Annotated in this window: 23 protein-coding genes; 13 read left to right on the top strand and 10 right to left on the bottom strand. The window is 68.8% G+C overall.

Going from position 1 to position 19,621, the window contains the following annotated elements; genetic code table 11:
- The first annotated feature begins 39 nt into the window (after nt 1-39).
- Together C5C07_RS07060 and C5C07_RS07065 are read left to right on the top strand one after the other, a co-directional pair.
- The gene (locus C5C07_RS07060; protein ID WP_004977214.1) at nt 40-468 is read left to right on the top strand and encodes a DUF5796 family protein; all 429 of its coding nucleotides are present in this window, start codon (nt 40-42) and stop codon (nt 466-468) included.
- Nucleotides 468-704 (top strand): hypothetical protein, encoded by a 237-nt coding sequence (locus C5C07_RS07065; protein ID WP_004968096.1) that lies wholly within the window; start codon nt 468-470, stop codon nt 702-704. The genes C5C07_RS07060 and C5C07_RS07065 overlap by 1 nt, the downstream gene beginning before the upstream one ends.
- Nucleotides 705-729: 25 nt before the next feature.
- On the opposite strand, the gene C5C07_RS22105 is transcribed toward C5C07_RS07065, so the two are convergent.
- A complete protein-coding gene (locus C5C07_RS22105; RefSeq protein WP_004977212.1) occupies nt 730-864 on the bottom strand; it encodes a hypothetical protein in 135 nt (44 codons plus the stop codon).
- Nucleotides 865-942: 78 nt separating this feature from the next.
- Between C5C07_RS22105 and C5C07_RS07070 the strand changes: the two genes are divergently transcribed.
- Both C5C07_RS07070 and C5C07_RS07075 read left to right on the top strand, forming a co-directional pair.
- Entirely contained in the window at nt 943-3,144 is a 2,202-nt protein-coding gene (locus C5C07_RS07070; protein WP_115804789.1) for a CDC48 family AAA ATPase, read from the top strand.
- Between the two features lie 100 nt (nt 3,145-3,244).
- A complete protein-coding gene (locus C5C07_RS07075; RefSeq protein ID WP_008093110.1) occupies nt 3,245-3,562 on the top strand; it encodes a hypothetical protein in 318 nt (105 codons plus the stop codon).
- A gap of 81 nt (nt 3,563-3,643) precedes the next feature.
- Here the strand turns inward: C5C07_RS07075 and C5C07_RS07080 are convergent, their stop codons facing one another.
- Together C5C07_RS07080 and C5C07_RS07085 are read right to left on the bottom strand one after the other, a co-directional pair.
- Complete coding sequence (locus C5C07_RS07080; protein WP_115804790.1) at nt 3,644-4,384, bottom strand: bifunctional 2-polyprenyl-6-hydroxyphenol methylase/3-demethylubiquinol 3-O-methyltransferase UbiG; 741 nt, start codon at nt 4,382-4,384, stop codon at nt 3,644-3,646.
- Between the two features lie 78 nt (nt 4,385-4,462).
- Nucleotides 4,463-5,083, bottom strand: coding sequence for a hypothetical protein (locus C5C07_RS07085; protein WP_004977204.1), 621 nt, complete (start codon nt 5,081-5,083; stop codon nt 4,463-4,465).
- Nucleotides 5,084-5,181: 98 nt separating this feature from the next.
- Between C5C07_RS07085 and C5C07_RS07090 the strand changes: the two genes are divergently transcribed.
- Both C5C07_RS07090 and C5C07_RS07095 read left to right on the top strand, forming a co-directional pair.
- Nucleotides 5,182-5,583, top strand: a complete 402-nt coding sequence (locus C5C07_RS07090) for a helix-turn-helix transcriptional regulator (RefSeq protein WP_004977202.1) — start codon at nt 5,182-5,184, stop codon at nt 5,581-5,583.
- A 92-nt stretch (nt 5,584-5,675) separates the two neighbouring features.
- The gene (locus tag C5C07_RS07095; protein WP_004977200.1) at nt 5,676-6,065 is read left to right on the top strand and encodes a hypothetical protein; all 390 of its coding nucleotides are present in this window, start codon (nt 5,676-5,678) and stop codon (nt 6,063-6,065) included.
- A 24-nt stretch (nt 6,066-6,089) separates the two neighbouring features.
- On the opposite strand, the gene C5C07_RS07100 is transcribed toward C5C07_RS07095, so the two are convergent.
- On the bottom strand, nt 6,090-8,930 hold the full coding sequence (locus tag C5C07_RS07100) for a DEAD/DEAH box helicase (RefSeq protein WP_115804791.1): 2,841 nt from the start codon (nt 8,928-8,930) through the stop codon (nt 6,090-6,092).
- Nucleotides 8,931-9,020: 90 nt separating this feature from the next.
- On the opposite strand from C5C07_RS07100, the gene C5C07_RS07105 reads away from it, so the two are divergent.
- Together C5C07_RS07105 and C5C07_RS07110 are read left to right on the top strand one after the other, a co-directional pair.
- Nucleotides 9,021-9,299, top strand: coding sequence for a hypothetical protein (locus C5C07_RS07105; RefSeq protein ID WP_004977195.1), 279 nt, complete (start codon nt 9,021-9,023; stop codon nt 9,297-9,299).
- The gene (locus tag C5C07_RS07110) at nt 9,296-9,574 is read left to right on the top strand and encodes a hypothetical protein (protein ID WP_004977194.1); all 279 of its coding nucleotides are present in this window, start codon (nt 9,296-9,298) and stop codon (nt 9,572-9,574) included. Before C5C07_RS07105 ends, C5C07_RS07110 begins: the two co-directional genes overlap by 4 nt.
- A 51-nt stretch (nt 9,575-9,625) precedes the next feature.
- Here the strand turns inward: C5C07_RS07110 and C5C07_RS07115 are convergent, their stop codons facing one another.
- From C5C07_RS07115 to C5C07_RS07125, 3 genes are read right to left on the bottom strand one after another with little or no spacing between them, the layout of a single operon-like run.
- A complete protein-coding gene (locus C5C07_RS07115; RefSeq protein WP_115804792.1) occupies nt 9,626-10,408 on the bottom strand; it encodes a metallophosphoesterase in 783 nt (260 codons plus the stop codon).
- A gap of 4 nt (nt 10,409-10,412) precedes the next feature.
- Nucleotides 10,413-12,329 carry a rpa-associated protein gene (locus tag C5C07_RS07120; RefSeq protein WP_115804793.1) on the bottom strand — a complete coding sequence of 639 codons (1,917 nt, stop codon included), beginning with the start codon at nt 12,327-12,329 and terminating at the stop codon, nt 10,413-10,415.
- Nucleotides 12,326-13,609 (bottom strand): Single-stranded DNA binding protein, encoded by a 1,284-nt coding sequence (locus tag C5C07_RS07125; protein ID WP_115804794.1) that lies wholly within the window; start codon nt 13,607-13,609, stop codon nt 12,326-12,328. The genes C5C07_RS07120 and C5C07_RS07125 overlap by 4 nt, the downstream gene beginning before the upstream one ends.
- Nucleotides 13,610-13,709: 100 nt before the next feature.
- Between C5C07_RS07125 and C5C07_RS07130 the strand changes: the two genes are divergently transcribed.
- Complete coding sequence (locus C5C07_RS07130; RefSeq protein WP_004977185.1) at nt 13,710-14,087, top strand: hypothetical protein; 378 nt, start codon at nt 13,710-13,712, stop codon at nt 14,085-14,087.
- 15 nt (nt 14,088-14,102) lie between these two features.
- Here C5C07_RS07130 and C5C07_RS07135 read toward each other — a convergent pair whose 3' ends face one another.
- On the bottom strand, nt 14,103-15,212 hold the full coding sequence (locus C5C07_RS07135) for a glycosyltransferase family 4 protein (RefSeq protein ID WP_050459001.1): 1,110 nt from the start codon (nt 15,210-15,212) through the stop codon (nt 14,103-14,105).
- Nucleotides 15,213-15,332: 120 nt separating this feature from the next.
- Between C5C07_RS07135 and C5C07_RS07140 the strand changes: the two genes are divergently transcribed.
- The gene (locus C5C07_RS07140) at nt 15,333-15,992 is read left to right on the top strand and encodes a 2,5-diamino-6-(ribosylamino)-4(3H)-pyrimidinone 5'-phosphate reductase (protein ID WP_115804795.1); all 660 of its coding nucleotides are present in this window, start codon (nt 15,333-15,335) and stop codon (nt 15,990-15,992) included.
- 111 nt (nt 15,993-16,103) lie between these two features.
- The gene (trxA, locus tag C5C07_RS07145; protein ID WP_004977180.1) at nt 16,104-16,439 is read left to right on the top strand and encodes a thioredoxin; all 336 of its coding nucleotides are present in this window, start codon (nt 16,104-16,106) and stop codon (nt 16,437-16,439) included.
- 126 nt (nt 16,440-16,565) lie between these two features.
- Here trxA and C5C07_RS07150 read toward each other — a convergent pair whose 3' ends face one another.
- On the bottom strand, nt 16,566-16,880 hold the full coding sequence (locus C5C07_RS07150) for a NifU family protein (protein ID WP_004977179.1): 315 nt from the start codon (nt 16,878-16,880) through the stop codon (nt 16,566-16,568).
- Between the two features lie 125 nt (nt 16,881-17,005).
- Between C5C07_RS07150 and C5C07_RS07155 the strand changes: the two genes are divergently transcribed.
- Nucleotides 17,006-17,722 (top strand): ribosome assembly factor SBDS, encoded by a 717-nt coding sequence (locus C5C07_RS07155; RefSeq protein WP_115804796.1) that lies wholly within the window; start codon nt 17,006-17,008, stop codon nt 17,720-17,722.
- 27 nt (nt 17,723-17,749) lie between these two features.
- Here the strand turns inward: C5C07_RS07155 and C5C07_RS07160 are convergent, their stop codons facing one another.
- A complete protein-coding gene (locus C5C07_RS07160) occupies nt 17,750-18,079 on the bottom strand; it encodes an FUN14 domain-containing protein (protein WP_004977178.1) in 330 nt (109 codons plus the stop codon).
- A 240-nt stretch (nt 18,080-18,319) separates the two neighbouring features.
- Between C5C07_RS07160 and hflX the strand changes: the two genes are divergently transcribed.
- Nucleotides 18,320-19,621: a GTPase HflX gene (hflX, locus tag C5C07_RS07165; RefSeq protein WP_004977177.1), complete on the top strand. Its 1,302-nt coding sequence runs from the start codon at nt 18,320-18,322 to the stop codon at nt 19,619-19,621.

Below are 19,621 nucleotides of genomic sequence, written 5' to 3' on the forward strand. Positions count from 1 at the left end.
GACGCGACGTTTTTGCCGTCCCCGCGGCAACGGTGAGCCATGAGCGCCCGCAGCGACATCGCCCCGAGCACACTCGGCGTCGAACTCCACGACTACGGCGTCGAAGTGGAGTACATCGACAACCGAACCACGGTCTACCGGGGCGTCCCCGAAGCGGTCACGGGCACGCTCGCCACCGCCCCCGGCAAGGAGGTCCACGTCCTCGTCACCGACCCCACCGAGACCGAGGGCGTCATGATGTACGTCAACGACCTCAAGAGCCACGACGACGTGCTCGAATCGAGCGGCGTCGGCCGCGTCATCCTCGGCGAGGGCGAAGAAGAAGAGCTGTTCCCCGGCGTCCTCGTCCGGCGTGTCCCCGGCCACCGATTCGAAATCGAGGCCGACCCCGAGGTCGCCCGCGGCCGCGTGTTCGTCTTCGTCGAGGACGACTGGGCCGAGCACTCCTACGAGTTCGTCGCCGAGTGATGCTCCGGAAGCGCTGGGAGCCGCTGGAAAAGCGGACCGTCGGAAAGGCCCCGGAAGCCTACGGCTACTACGAACTCGGCGACGCGGACGGCGACCTCGTCGGCCGCGGCGTGGGCGTCCTCCGCGACGAACTGAAGGAGGCGCTCGCCTACGGCGACGCCGAGCGCGTCCGCTGGGAGCGTGCGACCTCGCTGGACCACGCCGAGCGACTCGCGGACGAACACGACCCGGCGTAGCCGCCCTCGCACCCGCCGCGCGCCGCTACTGCAAGTACGACGGGCTGTCCGTGTCGCAGTTCTCCTCGTGGGCCTCGGCGTCGGGCTCCACGTCGAACAGCATCCCGCACTCTTCGCATCGGTACCACGTCGCACCGTCTTTCTCCGTCGTGGCAACCATGCGTATTGTTACCGCGCCGTCCCGGAAAACGGTTACTCCGGGCGAACCCTCAAGGGTCGAGCGGCCGAACCGGGGGGTATGTCAGAAGATGGGGTGACGCTCGTCGTCCGCGCCGCGGAGAAACGCGACGCGGGCCGCGGCATCGCCCGCCTCCCCGAGGCCGCCCGCCGTGAACTCGGCGTGCTCAGCGGCGAGACGGTCGTCATCGAGGGGTCCCGAGAGACGGTCGCGAAGATGTGGCCCGCCCGCCCCGGCGCGGCGGCGGGCGAGATGCTCGTCGACGCCGACACGCGGGCCAACGCCGGCGTGAAAATCGGCGACAGCGTCCGCGTCAGGAAGATAGCCGTCGAGGACGCGCGCTCGGTGACGCTCGCCGGACCCAGCGCCTTCGAGCGGACCAGCGTGGACCGCGAGACCATCGAGGAGGTCGTGAAGGCGGAGCTTCGGAACCGGCCGCTCCGCGAGGGCGACCGCGTCCGCGTCGAGCGACTCGGCGGGGCCGCCCTCGTCGTCAGCGAGACGAAGCCTGAGGGCGTGGTCCGCGTCACCGACGCGACGGCGGTCTCCGTGACGGCGACGAGTTCGAAGGGCGCGAGCGAGACCGTCCGCGACGCCGTCAAGAGCGTGACCGGCGGCGACGGCGGCGACGCCGGGAGCCGCGGCCGGGCGACGGGCGTCACCTACGAGGACATCGGCGGCCTCGACGACGAGCTCGACCTCGTCCGCGAGATGATAGAGCTCCCGCTGTCCGAACCCGAGGTGTTCGCCCATCTCGGCATCGAGCCGCCGAAGGGCGTCCTCTTACACGGCCCGCCGGGCACCGGGAAGACCCTCATCGCGAAGGCCGTCGCCAACGAGGTCGACGCGAGTTTCACCACGATTTCGGGCCCGGAGGTGCTCTCGAAGTACAAAGGCGAGTCCGAAGAGAAGCTCCGCGAGGTGTTCCAGTCGGCCCGCGAGAACGCGCCGGCCATCATCTTCTTCGACGAAATCGACTCCATCGCGTCGAAGCGCGACGACGGCGGCGACCTCGAGAACCGCGTCGTCGGCCAACTGCTGTCGCTCATGGACGGACTCGACGCCCGCGGCGACGTGGTCGTCATCGGCGCGACCAACCGCGTCGACAGCCTCGACCCGGCGCTCCGTCGCGGCGGGCGCTTCGACCGCGAAATCGAAATCGGCGTCCCGAACGAGGCGGGCCGCCGCGAGATTCTCGACGTGCACACCCGGCGGATGCCCCTCGCCGAGGGCGTGGACATCGACCGACTGGCCTCCCGAACCCACGGCTTCGTCGGTGCCGACCTCGAATCGCTGGCCAAGGAGGCCGCGATGACCGCGCTCCGGCGCGTCCGCCGCGAGGGCGGAGGCGGGGACGGTGGCGGGAAGGTCGCCGTCGCGGACATGACCGTCACGCGCGCCGACTTCGAGTCGGCGATGGCGACGGTCGAACCCTCGGCGATGCGCGAGTACGTCGCCGAACAGCCGACCGAGGGCTTCGAGGGCGTCGGCGGCCTCGACGACGTGAAGCGGACGCTCGAACGGGCGGTGACGTGGCCGCTGACCTACGCGCCGCTGTTCGAGGCGGCCTCGACCGACCCGCCGACCGGCCTGCTCTTACACGGGCCACCGGGGACCGGCAAGACGATGCTCGCCCGCGCCATCGCGGCCGAAAGCGGCGTCAACTTCATCCACGTCGCCGGCCCCGAACTGCTGGACCGCTACGTCGGCGAGTCCGAGAAGTCCGTCCGCGAGGTGTTCGACCGCGCCCGACAGGCCGCCCCGAGCATCGTCTTCTTCGACGAGATAGACGCCATCGCCACCGACCGCGACAGCGCCGGGTCGGACTCGGGCGTCACCGAGCGCGTCGTCTCCCAACTCCTGACGGAGATGGACAACGCCGCCGACAACCCGAACCTCGTCGTCCTCGCGGCGACGAACCGCCGGGACGCGCTCGACCCCGCGCTCCTCCGACCCGGCCGGCTGGAGACCCACGTCGAGGTTCCCGCCCCGGACATCGAGGCACGCCGCGCCATCCTCGACGTGCACGTCCGCGACAAGCCGCTCGGCACCGACGTGGACCTCGGCGACGTGGCCGCTCACATGGACGGCTACACCGGGGCCGACGTGGCCGCGGTCTGCCGCGAGGCCGCGCTCCGTGCGATTCAGGACGTGGCCGACGCCTACGAGGGCACCGAGGCGAACGACCACGCCGACGAGGTGCGCATCACCCGCGCGCACTTCGATGCGGCGCTGGAATCTGTCTCGCCGACGCAGGTCTGACGGGGCCGACCGCCGGAGAACCTCCGTTCCCGCTCACCTGCGAGATTATCTCGTTTCGCCGCGTACTGTGTCTCATGTTCACTCGCAACAGAGGTGTGTCGTGAACGCGGCGTGGCGGCGGAAGGTCCGTCGGGAGTGGGACGCGCTCACCGGCGGCCCGCTCTCCGCGACGTGGTGGGTCACGAAAGCCGGCCTTCGAGTCGCGTTCGCCGAGGCCATATTCATGTTCCTCGTGTTGTTGAACAACGACGCGGACGCGGTCTCGGCCGTCGCCGACGGCGAGGCATCGGTGTTCTCGCTCGTCGCGGTCGTCCTCGGGTCGCCCGAGTACCTCGCCATCGCGGGTATCGTCTTCGCCGTCGCGCTGTTCCTCCCGTTCCTTCCACGGCGCAACGAGGCGACCAATCGCTGGGAGTAGGACGTAGCGCGTGGGAAGGGACGGCCGGCGACGGCCTCGCCCCGAAGTGCCACCGCGAAGTGCCGCAGCGACAGCGCCGGGTCACGCCAGTCGCGCTCGGTAGTAACTCGATTCTGCGTTCGGGACGGTCACCTCGCGCACGTCGAGGCCCGCCTCGGTAGCGACCGCCCGGAGTCGGGCCGGCGAGACGAGAACGAAGTCGAGCGTCGGCCCGCGGAGGTCGCCGTACTCGACGCGGAACGACCGTCGGGCGACGCCTTCCCGCGGGTCCGACAGGTAGCCGAAAAAGCGCTCGGGGTCGATGCGCGTCGGGTCGTACGAGTCGACGACGACCTCGCCGGCGGACGAAACGAGGTCGGCAAACGACGCGAGGAGGTCGGCGAGTCGGTCCAGCGAGCCCGCGAGTCCGACCTGCGTCCCGTTGGCGAGGACCGTCTCGAAGCCTCCTGCCGGCAACCCCGCCCGACTCGCCTCGACCGGCGGGTCGAACATGTCGCCGACGACCGCCGCCTCGACGCCGCGCTCGCGGGCCGCGCGAACCGCGTTCGGGCTCACGTCGAAGGCGACGACGTCGCCGCGCTCCTGTACGGCGAGGGCGTGCTGGCCCGCCCCGCACCCCACGTCGAGGACGGGCGTCCGAAACGAGTCGACGAACTCGCGCTTCGCGGCGGGCCACCGCTCCGACGGGACGAGATAGTTCTCGTAGATGTGCGCGTCGCCGGCAGTACCACGGGCGTCGTCGCCGGCGCGGTAGACGCACGGGGCGCGCAGACAGCCGCGAACCCGGTCCAACATCGCCAGTCCGAGGGCGTCGTCGGGCATGACGAGTCGTTCGTCGCCCTCGTGTAAACTATAGTTAATGTGCTGTTAGATAGCACTCACCATGAACTGACGGGAGCGTCAGTCCAGCCGGTCCAAGTCGCCGTGTAGCTCGCGGTTCATCACGTCCGCGACGAACAGTCGGATGCGCTTGTGGAGTTCCGCTTCGGTGTCGTAGGTCTCGACGCGGAGGTCCCAGCGGGCGCGCGCCGCGCGAATCATCTCGCTCGTGACCGTCGCTTCGTGGACGAAGACGATTCTGTCGCCGTGCGTCTCGGAGAGCCGTTCGAGTATCGACCCCGCCTCCTCGCCGACGCCGAAGTTGTGGCCGAGAAACGGCAGCACGAACACGGTGGCGTTGCTCGCCTCGGCGAACGCGAGCGACTGCGTGGCGGCGTCCACCTCGTCGGTGCTGAGGTCCGCGTCGACGGCGAGAAAGGCGTTGACGCCCGGGTCCGCGCGGAGGCTCCCTTGCACCCGTCGGAGGAGCGCGAGCGCGTCGTCGACCTCGTCTCGCGCGGCGAACAGCTTTCGAATCGGTCCGGGGAGGTCCTCGATGTCGATGGCGGCGAGTTCCTCCTCTGAGAGGACGTAGTTGAGGTTGAACGACTTGTACGGACCCATCACGTAGACGAGAAACCGGTCGTAGGTCGTCCGCCCGAGCGCCGCCCGTATCTCGTCGCGCGAGATGGCGTCCGTCATGGACACACGTACCGCACGGTAGTATATAAAATTCGGATTTTTCAGCGAAGTTCGACTCAAGAACCGTTAAATCGATACGCTCCGTCTAGCGAACCGAGATGGCGACGAACGACCCGGTCGATTCGGACGGGCTGCCCGAGGACCCCGCCGAGTTGCTGCCGCCGACGAGCGTCCTCACGCTGGACGAGTACCTCGACATGCAGGCCGCACTCGGCGACCGGACGCGCTTCACCCTGCTGTACCGACTGGTCCACTTCGGCGAGCGAAGCCCGAAAGCGCTGGCCGAGGCGCTCGACGTGCAGGCGAACACGCTCCACTACCACCTCAACAAACTCGTCGACGCCGGGTTGGTCGAGAAGCGAAAACGGTCGCAGGCCGACGACGAGGGGCTGTTTTCGTACTACCGCGCCACGTCGCTCGGCTCCGACATCCTCGAACACGGCGTCGAGGAGCTCATCCGGCGCGAGCGCGACTACCGGGACGCCTACGCGTCGGAATAGCGGCGTCACGGACCGACCGGCGCGTCTCAGCTCCCACCCGCCCGCTGCCGAAGCCGCCGCCTATTTGGCGCTCGCTCGCGCAGGCTGAAGCGATGTCCAATCTCCTCCCCGAGGAAGCAAAAGAAAAGCTCGTCACCGTCTGCCGCACGGCCGTCGGCGACAGCCTCCGGTCGCTCACGTACTTCAGCCGCTTCGACTACGTGCAGGTGTACCTCCGCGAGGACCTCGAACAGGAGGCCGACCTGAACTCCTTTATCGGCAACGAGTGGCACGACTTCAAGATGACCCAGGACGCCTACCGCGGCTCCGAACTCGGCGACTACGAGTACACGATTCGCGTGTTCGAAAACGGCTACCTCGTCCGCATCACCGTCGAGGACTTCGGCGTCTTCGTCACGACCGACGGCATCTCGATGCAGGACTTCGAGGCGCTGGCGGCCGCGACGACCGAGATTCTCGACGAGTGGGCCATCGAGGAGTAAGCGGCCGAACCGGAATCCGTCCCGTCAGTCCCAGAACGACTGGGTTCGGGCGTACTCGCGCTCCCGTTCGAGGATGTCGCGGTAGAAGTCGTCTTCGTCCTCGCGGAGCTTGTTGATGATGCGCGCGGCGTTGTGCGGGCCGACCCCGCGGGCCGCGAGCGCGACGACCGCCCGCTTGCCGTGGGCCTGCACCAGACTCGCCGAGCGGTACGCCCGCTTCGTCAGTCGCTCCTGTTCGTCGTCTTTCTCCGGCGCGCGGACCGCTTTCACCGCCTCGTCGTCCCACGGATTGAGCGCGGCGACGCGGGTCGCGCCGCACTCGGGGCACTCCACGGGGTCGCGGACGCGCTTTACCTTCGTCTTTCGAGTCCAGTCCTTGCAGTGGAGACACGCCAACAGCACGCGGTCGTTCTGAATCCGGTCCCGAACCGTCTCGATGACGCTCGCGTCGGCGTTCTCGGGGACGAGCAGGTCGGTTCCCGACCCGCGGCCGCCGGTGCCGATGGCGGTGGGTTCGCGGGCGACGGCGAGTTCCACGTCGCCCTCGCGGACGCGCCGGAGCAGTTCGACCGTCTCCTCGACGGCGAGGTCGGTGTGGAACACCTCGCGGACGGCCTCGTCGTAGACGGGCGTGTCCTCCAGCGCGGCGAGGAGTCGGTCGCCGCCGAAGCGGCCCTTGCCCTGATAGCGCTTGAGCGCGCCGAACTTCGCGGCCACCTGCGCGAGCGTGAACTTCAGCGAGTCCGACCGCTTGAGCGCGAGTTCGAGCAGCGCCTCGACGTGGTCGGGGTCGGTCTCGCGGAGCACCTCGGCGAACGTCGTCGGGCGGACCTTCCCGGGCACGTCGAACTCGACGCGGTAGGGGTCGACCTCCATGCCGACCGAGGAGCCGGTCCGCTGGCCGATGAGCGCCGACAGGAGCCGACCGAGCGTCTCGTTCACCCGGTGGCCGTACGGCGAGTTCAGCGTCACCTTCCGGGGCGAGCCTTCGAGGACGAGCCTGTTCGCCGTCGGAATCGGTGCGTCGGCTTCGACCTGTTTCTCGATGGGGCCGAGCGCCGAGCGGACCGTGGCCTCGTCGGTCGGATAGCGCATGGCGATGTCGCGGGCGACGGCCTCGCGGTCGGCCCCGGACTCGAACTGCGGCGCGGCCACGTCGCGGAGTTCGCCCACCTCGCCGGCGACCGGCGCGGGCACCGGAATCTCCGAGCCGACCCACGACGGCACCTCGCCGCCGGGGTCCTCGATGGGCGAGACGTTCACTCGCGCCTCCTCCTCGTCCACGTCGTTGACGCGCCACATCTCGCCGCGCTGGATGAACGTCGCGCCCGGCGAGGCGAAGTTGAGGACGAACTTCTCGTCGAGCGTCCCTATCTGCCGGCGCGAGGAGATGTCGTGAACGTCGTAGGTCTCCTCGTCGGGAATCATCGAGAGGTTGGCGTAGAAGTACTGCCACGTGCCGCCGGACTTCCCGAGGAGGTCCTTGTCCTCGTCGAGCCAGAGGAGGCGGTTCCCCGAGAGTTCGCGGACGACGGCGCGGAAGTCGTCCTCGGCGAGGTCGCGGAAGGGGTACGCCCGCGTGATAATCTCGTAGGCGCGGCGGGCCGACACGTCGCCGTAGTCCATGACGACGCCGACGATTTGGTTAGCGACGGTGTCGAGGCTCCCGTGGTGGACGCGGGCGGGTTCGACCTCGCCGGAGACGGCCCGCCGGGCGATGGCGAGCGCTTCGAGCGTGTCGTCGGGGTGGTCGGTGACGACGGTCCCGCGGGAGACGACGCCCAGGCGGTGCCCCGCGCGGCCGACGCGCTGGAGGAGCCGCGACACCTCGCGCGGGCTGTTGTACTGGACGACGTGGTCCACCCGACCCACGTCGATTCCGAGTTCCATCGACGACGTGCAGATGAGCGCGTCCAACTCGCCGGCCTTGAAGCGGTCTTCCACGTCGATTCGAACGTCCTTCGACAGCGAGCCGTGGTGGACCTCGATTGGGTCGCCGAGCGCCTTGAACCGCGAGCCGAGGGCCTCCGCGGTCTGTCTGGTGTTGACGAAGACGAGCACGGACTCGTGGTCGCGGACGACGTCTCGAATCGTCCGGACGTGGCTCGCTATCTCGGGGTCGGTGGCGAGTTTGCCCGCCAGCGCCTCGTCCTCGTTCGTCACCTCGGGGCGGACCACCTCGAACTCGACGCGGTTGTCCACGTCGACCTCGATGACCTCGAACGGTCGGTCGCCGGTCAGGAACTTCCCGACCTCCTCGGGCGACCCGACCGTCGCCGAGAGCCCGATTCGCTGGAACGGCCCGGCCAACTCGCGGAGGCGCTCTAACCCGATTGTCAACTGCGCGCCGCGCTTGGCCGACGCGAGTTCGTGGACCTCGTCGACGACGACGTGGTGCACGTCCGACAGCGCCGTCCGCAACTTCTTCCCAGTGAGCATCGCCTGCAGCGTCTCGGGCGTCGTCACCAGCACGTCCGGCGGGTCGTTGGCCTGCTTCTGTCGCTGGTACTGCGTGGTGTCGCCGTGGCGAACGTCGATGTCGACGTCGAGCTGTTCGCCCCACCAGTCGAGCCGCTGGCGCATGTCGCGGTTCAGCGCCCGAAGCGGGGTGATGTAGAGCGCCGAGATACCGAATCGGTCCTCGGCGTCGGCGATGGCCGAAAACACCGGCAGCATCGCCGTCTCCGTCTTGCCGGTGCCCGTGGGCGCGATGATGAGGCCGTGTTTCCCGTCGGACAGCGGGGGAATCGCCCGGCGCTGCGGCTCGGTGGGCGTCGTGAATCCGCGCTCCGAGAGCGCGTTTCGAACGGGCGACGAGAGCGTCGCGAAGGCGTCCATTCCGGCGGCGGCCTCGCCGTCTGGCATCGCCCGAGGTTACGGTTCGAAGCGATTAAGCGCACCGCTCGGGGCGGTCCCGACCGGGAGATTCATGTCGCCCGTGAATCAATTTCGGGCGTGTCCCCGAAACGAGTCTACTGGTCCGCGTTCCTCGTCTTCGGTCTCTGTGCCGCCGTCGATATCGCGCTCGACGTTTCCGCGGGAGACGTGGGTATCAACACCGCCGCAGCGGCCGCGGGCGTCGTCGTGGTCGGCTACGCGTCGGTCGTCGCCCTCCGCGACCCCGACCGTGCTCGGGTCCCGTCGGACTGGGGCCCGCTCGTCTACCTCGTCATCGTCGGCGCGGCGCTCTACGCGTTCGGCGTCGCCCTCCAACTGTACTCGGTGGTGATGTGACTCCCGAACGGTCGTTCTGGCTGTCGCAGGCCGGCTTCACCGGCGGCAATCTCCTTATCGTCCTCGGCAATCAGCGGGGCGACCTCGCGGCGTGGCAACTGGTCTTCGCGGCGGTGCTGGTGCTCACGACCGTCTGGTTCGTCGGCTACGCCGTGCAAGAACGAGAGGAGGGCGTGCCGGAGTTCTTCCGCGAGTGGACCGGCTGGCAACGACTCGCCAACGTGACGGCCGTCTCCGTGTTCGTCCTCGGCACTCTCACGTTCGCCTTCGCGTAGGAGTCGAAAAAACGGGAAGTCGCGTTTGGCGACCGCGACGACTTCGGCCCCTCAGACGTTCCGATAGTCGCCCAACCGCGTGCCGTCGAGCAGGTAGGCTTCCCCGTCCGCGAGGCCGTCGGGCAGGAACGGCGAGAGAAATCCCTGACCGGGGACGTTGACCCACGTCCCGCCCGAGGTGTCGTTGAACGCCGGGAACACCACGAGTTCGGCGTCGGCCCGCGCCACCTCCGCGGGGTCGACCTCGTAGTGCTCCGCGAACACCTCGGGAGCGAGAGTGCCGCGGAGCCAGACGCGCTCTTTCCGCGCGCCGCCGACCTCGTCCTCCAGCCTGACCGCCGGGTGCTCGTGAGCCGAACAGACCACGTCGGCGGCGAGCACCTCCCGCGAGGGCCACGTGTGGCCGTGGCAGAATCCCACGTCGCCGAGGCGGACGCCCGCGGGGTCTGTCACCGCCACGTCGTCGCCGAAAAACGCCGCGAGGCCGCCGTCGTGGTTGCCGGGGACGACCGTCAGTTCGGCGCGGTCGGCCACGGCGTCCGCGAACTCGCACAGTTCCTCGGCCTCGTCTCCCTTCGGGTCGCCGATGCGGTGGCCGAGGTCGCCGAGGACGACCAGTCGGTCGGCGTCGGTCCGGTCGAGAAGCGACAGCAGGCGCTCGCGGCGGACCGCGGCCTTCGACGGGAGTTCCACCCCGCGTTCGTACCGCAGGCCGGCCTCGATGCCGGCGTGGTAGTCGGCGACGACGAGCGAGCGCTCGGGGAACCCGCGTCTGCTCGTCCGCGCCACCGCGGCTGGGTGGCCGGGAATCGGTTCGACGAGCGGTCCGGGCACGGCCTCAGATGGCCTTCAGCACGCCGTCCTGCGGCTCGTAGCACCGACCGCCGAGGAGCGCCTCCTGGATGGCGTCTTCGACCGCGCCGGGGTCCGCGCCGTACTCGTCGACGACGGCCGCGACGACCTCGTCGTGGGACGCGCCGTCGCCGTCGTCGAGGTCGTCCATGGCGTCCACGACGACCGATTCGAGGTCGATGTCCTCGGCGGCTTCGTCGGCGTCGGCCTCGCTCTCGGCGTCATCCGACCCGGCGTCGAGCGTCGGCTCGGGTTTGGACTCCGGTTCGGCGTCGACCGCCGGTTCGGGTTCCGGGGCGGCGTCGGCCGCGGGTTCCGGCTCCGGTTCGTCGGCGACGGGTTCGGATTCGAGTTGCTCGGTGAGGTCGTCCGCGTCGGGCACGTCGATGTCCGCCTCGCCGGCGGGGTCGACGTCCGCGCCGGAGGTGAACTCCGTGCCGAACTCGGACTCGATTTCGGCCCGCTCGTCCTCGTCGAGTTCGTACATCCCGTCGGGGTCGACCGACTCGTCGGCGTCGGTGGTCGCGGAGTCGGTCGCCGCGTCGGTTGACGACTCGTCGGCCGCGGCGGCCGACGCGTCCGTCTCGGGTTCGGGGTCGTCGAAGCCGTCCTCGAAGTCGCCGAGCGTGCCGTCGTCGGAGCCGCCGAAGGTGTCGGCGTCGGCCGTCTCCGCGTCGGTGGCGTCGTCCTCGAAGTCGCCGAGCGCGCCGTCGTCCGAGCCGGCGTCGAAGTCGGGCTCCGAGTCGGCGTCGAGCGAGTCGGACGCGAGGTCGGGTTCCGCCGCGGGTTCCGGCTCTGCGTCAGATTCGGGTTCCGCGGCAGGTTCCGGCTCTGCGTCAGCTGTCGTCGACGGCGCGGTCTCCGGTTCTGACTCGGACGCCGGCTGGTTCTCGGTCGTGGTGGTCGCCTCGGCGGCGACGGGTTCCGAGTCGGGCGCGGGCTCCGACTCGGGTTCGGCGTCCGCGACGGAGTCGGTCTCTGGCTCTGCGACGGACTCGGACTCGATGTCGGCGTCGGCCCCGGCGTCGAGTTCGGATTCCGCGTCGGCGTCAGCGACCGGCTCGGCGTCCGGGTCGGCGTCGAACTCGCCCGCGTCGGGCTCCGAGTCGTCGAGTTCGTCCCCGTCGTCCGCGTCCGCCTCGTCGACCTCGATATCGACGCTCGCGGCCGGTTCGAGGTCGAGTTCGGGGAGCGGGCCGAGGACGGCGTCCCCGCCGTCGCCGGGGGCGACGTCGAGGGGGTCGACTTGGTCGCGGTCGCCCGCGACGAGTTCGAGCGCCTGCACGGCGACTTCGCGCAGGGCTTCGAGGTAGGTTCGGGTCGTCCCGTAGTGGTCGATGGCGCGGGGGACGCCCTCCGCGAGCGTCGAGTCCACGCCGCGCGCTTCGAGCGCGCGAGTCAGGTCGTCGCCGCGGTGGGACATCGACAGCGCCTCGTCGAACACCGCGATACGGCGGAGCGTCGCCTCGGCGGCCGAGACGATCCAGCGGTCGCGCACGTCGGCGTCGACGGTGTTGACGCTCTCGGGGCGGACCGAGGAGTAAACCACGTCGGCGTCGTCCGGTTCGTACGTCCGGGCCTTGCCCGCGAGCGAGACGAACGCCGGGGGCGTCGCCGCGTCGAGGTAGGCCATCGGCTCCGGCTGGTACTGCCCGGCGTAGGTGACGAACGCGCCCGTCGGGTCCGCGATGCGCCCGCGGAGGACCTCGTCGTTGACGTGTTCGACCTCGGTGAGCACGCCCGCGACGAACGTCCGGTTGAGTCGCGCGCCGGTGGGCGTGACCACGTAGTTCGGCGCGCGCTCCTCGTCGCTCTCGGAGTACGAAAGCGAGGCGTCGTCGAACTCGGCGGCGAAGACGCGGTAGGCGATTTCCCGCGTGCCGACGACCGGCGAGGCGCTCATGCGCGCACCTCCGTGAGGAGGGCGGCCGCGCGTTCGGCCGGGTCGTCGTCGGTCTCCTCGAACTCGTCGGCTTCGAGGTTCGCGCCGTACTCGTCCACCGAGAGGTTCCCGCGGACGCGGTACTCGCGACCGACGAGCGTGTCGGCGATGTCGTCGGCGACGACCTCCTTGTCCATCGCCTCGCGGGCGGCCTCCATCGCGTCGGCCATCGTCCCGCCGTAGATCTCCTCTGTGAGGTCGCGGTCGAGGATGGCGGTCACCGTGCCGGTGCCGTCGTCGAGAATCGCCTTCACGCGCATGTCGTCCTCGCCGTCGACCTCGCCGTGCTGTCGGCACTGGCCGTTCTGGACGACGCGACTGCATTTGGGACAGCGCTCGATGAGTCCGGAGCCGTCGCGCACTTCGAGGACGTTGCCGAGCACTTCCACGTCGAACATCCCGCCGGCGTCGACGGCCTCGCCGATTTTCAGGCGGGGCGCGGCGTCGGTCACGGCGACGGGGTCGTCGAGGACCTCAAGCGTCGTGAACTCCGAGAGATTCACCTGCGGCACGCCGCGGAACTCCCGGACGTACACGTCCGAGAGACGCAGGCTCGCGCCCTCTTTCACGTCGGGGCGGGGGGCCCAGTCGGTGAAGGGGAGCCGGCCGGTCTCGTCGGCGACGACGCCCGAGAGGATTGTCGTCTCGCCGTTGCGGCCGTCGATGGTGCGCGAGTCGACTTCGAGGACGCGGACCTCGACGGTTCGGCCGCGGTCGCCGGCCTGCAGGTCGATGAGGTCGGCCTCGCCGCCGATGCGGTCGTCGTAGGGCGTCTCGACCGTCTCGGACTCGACGCCGACCGTCGAGGACGCACCGATGTTCAGTTCGGGCTTCCCGTCCCACTCGCGGACGCCGGCGTTACCGATGACGACGGAGTCGCCCGGTTCGAAGCCGAAGTCCTGCCACGCGGTGTAGGAGATGACGCCGGACTCGTCGGCGAGTTCTCCCTCGCGGATGGTCTGTTCGTCGCCCTGATAGACGATAGAGCGGGTGCCCACGGTGAGCACGCGGACCGTCACGGAGACGTTGCCGCCGTCGGGGTCGATGTCGGCGATTCGCTTCGTCGAGGGCGCGCCGTCGCTGCCGCCGGAGCTTCCGCCGCCGTGCTTGCGGCGGACGCTCTGTTTCGCCTCGTCGAGCGGGACGCTGTACTGCAGGAGGTTCTGCAGGTCGGATTTGACCTCCTCTTTGTCGACACCGAGGGCGGAGGCAAGCTCCTCGGCGTGCTGGTCGAGTTCCATCGAGTCGGGATTCGCCCCCGTCGGATAAAAAGTGTTGCCGGGCGTGCGGGCGGCGACCGGCGGGCGAATCACTAAGTGCTCGCGTGTCAGTTGGAGTCGTATGTCGAACGACGAGACCCCGGACGCCGACGCCGACGACGAGGAGGTCTCCTTCTCCGTGACCATCGAGGACGGCTGGACGACCATCGTGATGGAGGGCGACAAGGACACCGCGGTCGTCGTCCGCTCGGCGTCCGGCGAGCGAATCTACCTCCCGCCTGAGGGATTCGACGCCGAGGCGGCCACCGACAGCGCGTACCAGTCGTCGGACAGCCCCTACCAGTCGGCGTACGACTCGCCGTACCAGTCGGTCCAGACCGACGACTCGCCGTATCAGTCCGCCCGCGGCACGATGCCGCGAGAAGGGATGGTGCCGACCCGCGGTGGCTACCGGATTCGCCACCCCGAGCCGGTGACCGACGTGCGACTCCTCCGCTGAACGGGGGTCGCCCGCTCAGTTCGCGTCCGCCTCGTCGGCGTCCGCGTCGCTGGCTTCGACTTCGTTTTCCGCCCCGGCCGAGACGTCGGTGTCCCCGTCGAGGATGCTGTGGTAGTACTCCACCGTCTCGTCGACGACGCGGTCCCACGTGTACGGTTCGTACTCCGGCTTCCCCTCCAGCGAGAGGCCGTACTCGATGCCGTCGGCGATAGAGCGCGAGTCGGGTTCGACCTCGATGACGCAGTCCTCGGGGAGGACCTCCGCCGCGCCGCTCTCGGTGGCGACGACGCGCGTGCCGGTCGAGAGCGCCTCGACGATGGTGATGCCGAACGGCTCGGACAGCGACGGCGAGACGAACAGGTCCGCCGAGGCGTAGTAGTCGCCGAGGGCCTCCTCGGGGACGTAGCCGGCCCACTTGATGCGGTCTTCGACGCCGAGCAGTTCGGCGAAGCGCTTGAGTTGGGCGGTGAGGTGCCCCGACCCGCCCATGACGAGCGTCACGTCGTCGCGGGCGAGTTTCTCCATCGCGTAGACGAGGTGCGAGATGCCCTTCTGGTCGGTGTGCCGGCCGACGAAGAACAGCATCTTCCCGTCGATGCCGAGCTCCTCCTTGAGGTCGCGCCCCGTCGTCTCGCACTCCGAAAAGCCGTTGTAGATGACGTGGCAGTCGCCGCCGTACTCCCGTTTGACCTTGTCGGCGAGGAGTTCGCTCACCGCGAGCAGGTGGTCACAGCGCTCGGCGATTCGGCGCTCGGTCTCGACTTCCCGCTGCGGCGGGTCGATGTTGCGGTCGGACGAAAGCGAGTGGAACGTGGTCACCCACTCCACGTCCTCGTTGTTCGATTTCGCGCGCGACCCCGGCCCGTAGCCGAACCAGTCGTGGGTGTGGACGATGTCGGCGTCGGCGGCGCGCTCGGCGAACGTCGACCCCAGCCGTCCGATTCGGGTGATGATGTCTCCTTCGCCGGTCGGGACCCCGACGATTCCCTCGCGGTCCGGCGCGTACTCGGCGGGAAGCACGAGTTCGATGTCCACGTCCTCGCGGTCGTCGAGTCGCTCGAACATCTCGCCGACGTGCGTGTCGAGTCCGCCGCTGACGTTCGGCGGAAACCCCCACCCCAGCATCAGGACCTTGGCAGTCATAGATGACACAATGTACCACAGAGGCCTATTTAATTCCTGTCCGGCAATACTGCGACGGCACCCCACCGAAAGGCGTTTTCGACGCGGCGACGACCCGCGAGTATGCACGTCCACGTCAACGCCGCCGCCAGCCTCGACGGCAAGCTCTCGTCTCGCCGCCGCGAGCAGGTGAAGATAAGCGGCGACGACGACTTCGCCCGCGTGGACGAGATTCGCGCGGCGGCCGACGCCGTCGCCGTCGGCGTCGGGACCGTCCTCGCCGACGACCCGCACCTCGCGCTCGACGACCCCGACCTCGTCGCCGCCCGCGAGGACCGCGGCAGCCCGCCGCATCCCGCGCGCGTCGTCGCCGACTCGCGCGCCCGAACTCCGACCGACGCCCGGATTCTGGACGACGCGGCGACGACCTACGTGCTCGTCTCCGAGGCCGCGCCCGACGCTCGCCGCGAGGCGCTCGAATCGGCCGGGGCCGAACTCGTCGTCGCGGGCGCGGAGCGAGTGTCACTCCCCGACGCCTTCGACGCGCTCGAATCGCGCGGCGTCGAGCGGCTCATGGTCGAGGGGGGCGGCGAGCTCATCTTCTCGCTGTTCGAGGCCGGCCTCGTCGACGAACTCACCCTCTACGTCGGTTCGATGGTCATCGGCGGCCGAGACGCGCCGACGCTCGCCGACGGCGAGGGCTTCGTCGCCGACTTCCCCAGACTGTCGCTCCGCGACGTGGAGCGCGTCGACGACGGCGTGCTCCTGACCTACGACTGCTGAGCCTCGCTCCCCGAATCCGGCTGGTTTCGCCGCGAACACGGAGTTTCACGGTCGTGCACCGTCACGCAAACAGGCGCAATGGGTAAGAGTGTCGCGCCGATACGTGGTGGTATGAGCACTCCGAAGACAACCGATGCACCCGTCCACGTCGAGAGTTCGGACCACCTCGACGAACTCATCGCCGACAACGCGGTCGTCCTCGTGGACTACCACGCCGAGTGGTGCGGCCCGTGTAAGATGCTCGAACCCACCGTCGAGGAAATCGCCGAGGAGACCGACGCCGTCGTCGCCAAGGTCGACATCGACGAACTCCAAGAACTGGCCCGCGAGCAGGGGATTCGCAGCGTCCCGACCCTGCAGTTCTACGCCGGCGGCGAGCAGGTCAAAGAGGTCATCGGCGTCCAGAGCAAAGAGGACCTCGTCGACATCATCGAAGCCGCCGCGTAACTCGGCGTCCGCTCGACTCGACTCGGTTCCTCAGTTTTCTCCCACGGCGAGCGACGGCGCGGCGCGCGCTCGCGGCGGCGTCGCTCGTCGGGACGGTTCGGTCGAAAAGCGATGTCAGAAGACGGCTCAGAAGGGCGCGTCGGACACGTCGGGTTCGAACCCCGCGCCCGGTTCGTCGTCGTAGAAGCCGCCGGTCGAGGCGTGGACCGCGTCTATCTCCTCGAACTCGGCGACCATGCGCGCCTTCAGCGCCTGAATCGTCATCGGCGAGATGCCGCAGCCGGAACACGCGCCGGTGAGGGAAATCCACACTTCTCCGGTCTCCTCGTCGATGGCTTCGATACCCGCGTCGCCGCCGTGCATCTCGATCTGGGGGAAGTTCCGCCGCATGAACAGGTCGAGCCGTTCTTCGAGGGACTTCTCCGACGCCTGCGAACTCATACCGAGACGTGGGGTGCGGGCGAGCATAACGATTGCTCCGAACGAGGTCCCGGCGAATTTCGCGAGACGCTGTCGGGGGAGTCGGTCGGCGAGGGCTTTTTACCACGGAGAGAGTATCGGAACCTATGATTTCACTCGACGAGGCAGTCACGGCCCGCCTGGAATCTCACGGCGCGCGGTTCGAGGTGCTCATCGACCCCGACGCGGCGCTCTCGATAAAGCGCGGTGAGTTCGACGGCGACCTCGAAGAGGTCATCGCCGCCGAAAACGTGTTCGAGGACGCCTCCCGCGGCGACCGCCCCGCCGAGAACGACCTCGAGAAGGTGTTCGGAACGACCGACCCGCTCCAGATAATCCCCGAGGTCGTCAAGAAAGGGGAGATTCAGATCACGGCCGAACAGCGCCGCGAGATGCAAGAACAGAAGCGCAAGTCGCTCATCAACCGCATCGCCCGCAACGCGGTCAACCCGCAGATGAACGACTCGCCGCACCCGCCGGAGCGAATCGAGCGCGCGCTCGAAGAGGCCGGGTTCAAAATCGACCCGATGGAGCCGGTCGAGTCACAGGTCGACGACGCGCTCGACGCGCTCCGACCCGTGTTGCCGATCAAGTTCGCCGAAGTCACCGTCGCCGTCCAACTCCCGGCCGAGTACGCCGGCAGCGGACAGGCGCAGATTCGGAGCTACGGCGACCTCGAACGCGAGGAGTGGCAGAACGACGGCTCGTGGGTCGGCGTCATCACGTTCCCCGCGGGGATGCAAAACGACTTCTACGACAAGGTGAACAACATCACGAGCGGCACGGCCGAGACGCGCATCGTCAAGGACGAAGACGAACTCTGAGGCGCGTCGGCGAGTCTCGAACGCGAACTACCCCTTCTTGAAGCCGACGAGGAAGCCGCCGGAGAAGCCGGCGGAGATAGAGAGCGTCGACAGAATCGTCGAAATCCAGTCCGGCGGCGCGCCGCTCGCGGCGTCCTGCGTGGCGCTCACGAGGCCGCCGGTGAGGCGCTCCCAGTCGACGGTGATGATGCCCCGCGATTCGAGGAACTTGAACACGGCGAGTTCGAGGCCGACGATGACGGCGATGAGCTTCGCGATTTTCTTGGCCGCGAAGCCGATGATGCCGCCGATGACGGCCCCGCTCCCGAACTCGATGCCGAGCTGCTGCGGGTCGATGCTCAGTTGCAAGGGGTCCATACGGCGAACATCCCGCCCGTTGGTATAAGTGATTTGTGGGGAGACTGTCGCCATCACCGAACTGTCAGGTCGCATCCGGGCAACCTACAAGAGTCCCGGCGTCCAAACGCGGCCATGGAACGGGAGGTGACGGGACGCCATCTCGACGCGTGACCCCGGCCGAGCGGGGCTTAAGTGCCTCCGGCGGCTAGTACCGACTGACACAGTGCAGGCTACGTACCCCACAATCGAGGTGCGGCGATGAGTCGCGTCGTCGTCGCGAAGCGCGTCGACCGCGGCGACGCCGACCTCACGGAGATTTCCGACCTCGCCCGCGCGGCGGGCTACGAGGTGGTCGGCGAACTCACCCAGACCCGCGAGGAGGACGCCGCGTTCCACTTCGGCGAAGGGAAGGTCGGCGAGTTAGCGTCGCTCGTCGTGCGCGAGGACGCCGCCGCCGTCGTCTTCGACAACCGACTGGGCCCCTACCAGACGTACAACATCGCCCAGAAGCTCCCGGACGACGTGGAGGTCATCGACCGCTTCACGCTCATCCTCGAAATCTTCGGCCAGCGGGCGAACACCCGCAAGGCGCAGCTACAGGTCGAACTCGCCGAGCTACGCTACGAACTGCCCCGCGCCGAGGCGAAGGCGTCGCTGGCGAAGCGCGACGAGCGCCCCGGGTTCATGGGGCTCGGCGAGTACGACGAGAGCCGCGAGCAGGACATCAAGGCCCAGATTTCGCGCATCAAGAACGAACTGGACGCCATCGCGGACAAAGAGGAGACCCGACGCGAACAGCGCCGCGAGTCCGGCTTCGACCTCGTGGCCCTCGCGGGCTACACGAACGCCGGGAAGTCGACGCTGATGCAGCGGCTCGCCGCCGACCTCGAAGTCGGCCAGAACGACGACCTCCACCCGGACCTCGACCCGACCGCGGAGTCCCAAGACAAGCTGTTCACGACGCTCGGGACGACCACGCGCCGCGCCGAGACGGGCAAGCGAGACGTGCTTCTCACCGACACCGTCGGATTCGTCTCCGACCTCCCCCACTGGCTCGTCGAGTCGTTCAAGTCCACGCTCGATTCGGTCTACCGGGCCGACCTCGTGTTGCTCGTCGTGGACGCCTCCGAGCCCATCGAGGAGATGCGCGAGAAGCTGGTGACGAGCCACGACACGCTCTACGAGCGAAACGAAGCCCCCATCGTGACCGTGTTCAACAAGGTGGACAAGGTCGAGGCCGAGGAACTCGAAGAAAAGCGCGCGGCGCTGTCGGCGCTCGCGCCCAACCCCGTCGCCGTCTCGGGGCTGACCGGCGAGAACGTCGAGGAACTGGCCGACCGCGTCGAGGGCGAACTGCCCGCGTGGAAGCGCGAGCGCCTCCTGTTGCCGATGGCCGACGACACGATGAGCCTCGTCTCGTGGCTCTACGACCACGCCCACGTCGAGGCCGAGGAGTACGAGGGCGAACAGGTCCACGTCGAGTTCGAGGCGCGCCCCGCAATCGTCGAGAAGGCGCGGGCGAAGGCCGCCGACCTCTCCGCGCCGGCCGACTCGGCCTGA

It is taken from the genome of Haloferax sp. Atlit-4N (assembly GCF_003383025.1).
GTDB lineage: Archaea > Halobacteriota > Halobacteria > Halobacteriales > Haloferacaceae > Haloferax > Haloferax gibbonsii.